Source organism: uncultured Stenotrophomonas sp. (genome assembly GCF_963519925.1).
GTDB lineage: Bacteria > Pseudomonadota > Gammaproteobacteria > Xanthomonadales > Xanthomonadaceae > Stenotrophomonas > Stenotrophomonas maltophilia_AE.
Genome location: NZ_CAUQPH010000192.1, coordinates 1 through 5,250 on the forward strand (window position 1 = coordinate 1; position 5,250 = coordinate 5,250).

At 65.2% G+C, this 5,250-nt stretch carries 4 protein-coding genes and 1 pseudogene; 1 reads left to right on the top strand and 4 read right to left on the bottom strand.

The genetic code is table 11. The features are described 5' to 3' along the window. The 4 genes and pseudogenes from RWO33_RS18980 to RWO33_RS18995 all read right to left on the bottom strand — a co-directional run. Window positions 1-202 (bottom strand): annotated as a pseudogene (locus RWO33_RS18980) (riboflavin biosynthesis protein RibD); the annotation flags it as partial. Between the two features lie 165 nt (window positions 203-367). Continuing rightward, complete coding sequence (gene nrdR / locus RWO33_RS18985; RefSeq protein WP_145481508.1) at window positions 368-889, bottom strand: transcriptional regulator NrdR; 522 nt, start codon at window positions 887-889, stop codon at window positions 368-370. Window positions 890-1,029: 140 nt separating this feature from the next. After that, a complete protein-coding gene (glyA, locus tag RWO33_RS18990) occupies window positions 1,030-2,283 on the bottom strand; it encodes a serine hydroxymethyltransferase (RefSeq protein ID WP_314106850.1) in 1,254 nt (417 codons plus the stop codon). A 143-nt stretch (window positions 2,284-2,426) separates the two neighbouring features. Next, window positions 2,427-2,897 (bottom strand): RcnB family protein, encoded by a 471-nt coding sequence (locus tag RWO33_RS18995; protein WP_145481506.1) that lies wholly within the window; start codon window positions 2,895-2,897, stop codon window positions 2,427-2,429. A gap of 236 nt (window positions 2,898-3,133) precedes the next feature. Here RWO33_RS18995 and ettA point away from each other — a divergent pair, with 236 nt between their 5' ends. After that, window positions 3,134-4,798, top strand: coding sequence for an energy-dependent translational throttle protein EttA (gene ettA / locus RWO33_RS19000; RefSeq protein ID WP_145481505.1), 1,665 nt, complete (start codon window positions 3,134-3,136; stop codon window positions 4,796-4,798). The last annotated feature ends 452 nt before the right edge of the window (window positions 4,799-5,250 follow it).

A 5,250-nucleotide genomic window follows, 5' to 3' on the forward strand; every position in this document is an offset into this window, starting at 1 on the left:
CCTCGGCGCCGGCCTGGCGCAGCGCGAACACCTCGGCATGCGGACCGCCGGTGCGCTGGTGCCAGCCCTCGCCGACCACGCGGTCGTGGTGCGCGATCACGCAGCCGACCACGGGGTTGGGACGGGTGGTGAAGCGCCCGCGTTCGGCCAGGCGCAGTGCGCGCGCCATGTGCAGGTGGTCGAGCGTGGAGAAATCAGTCATGCGGGCATGGTAACGCCAACCCGGTAGAGCGGACTGTCAGTCCGCTGCCGCCCACGCGCGGTAGAGCGGACTGTTAGTCCGCTGCCGCCCACGCGCGGTAGAGCGGACTGTTAGTCCGCTGCTTCGGCAAGAAGCGGATCAAGAGCAGCGGACTAACAGTCCGCTCTACCCCTTCTTTTTCTTGGTCAGGGCGATGACGTCGCCCAGCAGCTGCAGCTGTTCGGTGCTGGAGGGCAGCTCGCGTTCGAGCTTCTCGATCTCCTCGCGGAAATCGGCCACGTCCTCGAAGCTGCGGTAGACCGACGCAAACCGAACGTAGGCCACGTGGTCGAGCTTGCGCAGCTCGTTCATCACGAACTCGCCGACCTTGATCGAGGGGATTTCGCGCTCGCCGCACATGCGCAGCTGCTGCATCACCGCGCGCACCGCCAGTTCGATCTTGTCTTCGGGGACCGGGCGCTTCTGCAGCGCGCGGTCGAAGCCGACCCGCAACTTGCGCGCATCGAACTGCTCGCGGCTGCCATCGCTCTTGACGATCGCCGGCAGCTTCAATTCGATGGTTTCCAGCGTGCTGAAGCGCTCGTTGCAGGCCTCGCACTCACGCCGACGGCGGATCGTCGCACCGTCTTCGGAGACGCGCGAGTCGATCACCCGGGTATCGGCATGCTGGCAGAACGGACAGTACATGGAACGCCTTGCATCAGGAAAACGTCATGCCGTGGTCACGGCAGCGTCGCAACGGTACCTGAGAAGACCCCTGCGTACAAATCGGGATGTGGTTCATGGTTCCTGGCAGCGGCGCCGGACGCCGCTGCCAGGGGCCCGGATTACCCGTAGACCGGGTACCGGCGGCACTGCGCGCTGACCGCGTCACGGACGCGGGCGATCACTGCCTCGTCGGCGGGCGCGTCAAGCACGTCGGCAATCAGGTTGGCCAGTTCGACACAGTCCTGCTCGGTGTAACCGCGGGTGGTCACGGCCGGGGTGCCCAGGCGCAGGCCCGAGGTCACGAACGGCGAACGCGGGTCGTTCGGCACCGAATTCTTGTTGACGGTGATGTGGGCCTTGCCCAGCGCGGCTTCCGCGTCCTTGCCGGACACGTCCTTGCCGATCATGTCGACCAGCATCAGGTGGTTTTCAGTGCCGCCGGAGACGATCTTGTAGCCGCGCGCGATCAGCGTGGTGGCCATCGCCTGGGCATTCTTCACCACCTGCTGCTGGTAGGCCTTGAAGCCGGGCTCCAGCGCTTCCTTGAAGGCCACGGCCTTGGCGGCGATCACGTGCATCAGCGGACCGCCCTGGATGCCGGGGAACACGATCGACTGCAGCTTCTTTTCGATCTCTTCGCCAGCGCCCTTGGCGATGATGATGCCGCCGCGCGGGCCGCGCAGGGTCTTGTGGGTGGTCGAGGTGACCACGTGCGCATGCGGCAGCGGGCTGGGGTACACGCCGGCGGCGACCAGGCCGGCCACGTGGGCCATGTCCACGAACAGGTAGGCGCCGACCTTGTCGGCGATGGCGCGGAAGCGCGCCCAGTCCACCACCTGCGAATACGCCGAGAAACCAGCCACGACCATCTTCGGCTTGTGCTCCACGGCCAGGCGCTCGACCTCGTCGTAGTCGATCAGGCCCTGCTCGTTCACCCCGTACTGGACGGCGTTGAACAGCTTGCCCGACGCATTGACCTTGGCACCGTGGGTCAGGTGGCCGCCATGGGCCAGGCTCATGCCGAGGATGGTGTCGCCCGGCTGCAGCAGCGCGAAATACACCGCCTGGTTGGCCTGGGAGCCGCTGTGCGGCTGCACGTTGGCGTAGTCGGCGTCGAACAGCTGCTTCAGGCGGTCGATCGCCAGCTGCTCGGCGATGTCGACGTATTCGCAACCACCGTAATAGCGCTTGCCCGGATAGCCTTCGGCGTACTTGTTGGTGAGCTGGCTGCCCTGCGCTTCCATCACGGCCGGGCTGGTGTAGTTCTCGCTGGCGATCAGCTCGACGTGGTCTTCCTGACGCTGGGTTTCGGCGGCGATGGCCTTGGCCAGTTCGGGATCGTAGGTTTCGATGCGGACGTCACGCGGGAACATCGCTTACTCCAGGCAGAAGGGGGGACAGCGGGCCCCTGATTGTAAGCGGGCCGGGGCCTGGCACGCGAAAAAAAGCGCGCCCGGAGGCGCGCTTCTTCGTTTGGGGCTCCCGGGGCAGCCACGCAGGGCGTGGCTCTACGCCATTAACGGTTGTTGATCACGTAGTCGGCGATGATGCCGGTGGCGATGGCGACCAGCAGCAGGTTGCCGCGGTCGTCGCGGATCCAGTGGTGGTCGCGCGGCGGGCGGCGCACCGAGTAGCGGCTGTAGTCGTTGACCACGTAGACCGGGCCCCGGTAGTACTCGTTGTAGCGGTGGCCGCGGGCCCAGCCGTAGCCCCGGCCCGGTGCCGGGCGGTAGACCACCCGCGGCGGCGGGGCCGGGCGGTAGTAGCCACGGTTGTCGTGGTAGCGATGGTCGTGGCGGGCCTCGCGACGATCGTCGCGCCAGTCGCGGCGGTCATGGCCCCGGTCGTGACGGCGGTCATGACGGTCGTCGTGACGCTCGTGGCGGTCATGGCCACGGCCACGGTGGTCATCGGCAAAGGCCGGGGCGATGCTGCCGAAGGCGAGCAGCGAGGCCACGGTTCCGACCAGAATTCGATTCATACGCATGATTGGCCTCGCTTGGTGGATTGACGCTTTCCATATGCTGACGGGATCTGAACGGTTTCCGGCTGGAAACGGTTTCCATTCGAACCCGTTTGACCGCCCATTCAGGCAGCGGCCAGCCCCGTCCCACGGGCCGAGGGGCGGGTGGCAGCGCTTCCGGCTATAATCGAGGTCATCCTTTTTCCCATCTGTTCCTGTTCCTGCCGGAACGGGCGCAGGGTTGCGCCTTCGGAGAGCTCATGTCCTCGCAATACATCTACACCATGAACCGCGTCAGCAAGGTGGTCCCGCCCAAGCGGCAGATCATCAAGGACATCTCGCTGTCGTTCTTCCCGGGTGCCAAGATCGGCCTGCTGGGCCTGAACGGCGCCGGCAAGTCGACGGTGCTGAAGATCATGGCCGGCGTGGATACCGACTTCGAGGGCGAAGCCCGCCCGCAGCCCGGGATCAAGGTCGGCTACCTGGCCCAGGAACCGGAGCTGGATCCGACCAAGACCGTCCGCGAAGCGGTCGAGGAAGGCGTGGGCGAAGTGCTGCAGGCGCAGGCCGCGCTGGACGCGGTGTACCTGGCCTATGCCGAGGAAGGCGCCGATTTCGACAAGCTGGCCAAGGAACAGGAGCGCCTGGAGGCGATCCTCGCCGCGGGCGATGCGCACACCCTGGAAAACCAGCTGGACGTGGCCGCCGATGCACTGCGCCTGCCGCCGTGGGACGCCGTCGTGGGCAAGCTGTCCGGCGGTGAAAAGCGCCGCGTGGCGCTGTGCCGCCTGCTGCTGCAGAAGCCGGACATGCTGCTGCTCGACGAACCGACCAACCACCTCGACGCCGAGTCGGTGGAATGGCTGGAACAGTTCCTGGCGCGCTACACCGGCACCGTGGTGGCGGTCACCCATGACCGCTACTTCCTGGACAACGCCGCCGAGTGGATCCTGGAACTGGACCGCGGCCGCGGCATTCCGTGGAAGGGCAACTACACCGACTGGCTGATGCAGAAGGACGAGCGCCTGAAGCAGGAAGACAACCAGGAGAAGTCGCGCCAGAAGGCGATCCAGAAGGAACTGGAGTGGTCGCGCCAGAACGCCAAGGGCGGCCGCACCAAGGGCAAGGCGCGTCTGGCCCGCCTGGAAGAGCTGCAGTCGGTGGATTACCAGAAGCGCAACGAGACCAATGAAATCTTTATCCCGCCGGGCGAGCGCCTGGGCAATTCGGTGATGGAATTCAAGAACGTGTCGAAGAAGTTCGGCGACCGCCTGCTGTTCGACGAGCTGAGCTTCCTGGTGCCGGCCGGCGCGATCGTGGGCATCATCGGCCCCAACGGTGCGGGTAAGTCGACCCTGTTCAAGATGATCACCGGCCAGGAAAAGCCGGATTCGGGCGAGATCGTGGTCGGTCCGACGGTGAAGCTGTCGTACGTGGACCAGAGCCGCGATGCACTGGAAGGCAACCACAACGTGTTCCAGGAAATCGCGGGGGGCCTGGACATCCTCAACATCAACGGCATCGAGATCCAGTCGCGCGCCTACATCGGCCGCTTCAACTTCAAGGGCCAGGACCAGCAGAAGCTGGTCGGTTCGCTGTCGGGTGGTGAGCGCGGCCGCCTGCACATGGCCAAGACCCTGCTGCAGGGTGGCAACGTGCTGCTGCTCGACGAACCGTCGAACGACCTGGACATCGAAACCCTGCGTGCGCTGGAAGATGCGCTGCTGGAGTTCCCGGGCAACACGTTCGTGATTTCGCATGACCGCTGGTTCCTGGATCGCATCGCCACCCACATCCTGGCGTTCGAGGGCGATTCGCACGTGGAGTTCTTCCAGGGCAACTACCGCGAGTACGAAGAAGACAAGCGCCGCCGCATGGGCGACGACGCCGCCCCGAAGCGCCTGCGCTTCAAGGCGCTGAAGTAACAGCACGAAGAAACGGCCGCGCTCTGCGCGGCCGTTTTGCTTTTGTGGGTTGTCATGCTGGAACAAGAACTCAAACAAAAACAAAAGCCAAAGCCAAAGCCAAAGCAGAAGCGCGGCGTCTCTGTTGTCTGCGAGGTGGGGCGGCCGGCGGGTAGCCCCCTCCGGGACACGCCGTGAACCCATCCATGGGGGCTTGTCAAAAACATCCATGTTTTTGACAGTCCCTACGGGGGCTACCCGCCGGCCGCCCCCACACAGGGTCGTGGGCGGTTGGGAAGAGCAGCCACGCAGGGCGTGGCTCTACGCGGGGCAGATGTTTCCGCCATCGTCCTCGGTTTTTTGCTTTTGCCGTTGCCGTTGCCGTTGATTTTTTCCGTGGACACCGATGCGGTATCGGAGGGACGGCGGGTGCGGGGGTACGGGACCGTAGAAAACATGGATGTTTTCTACGA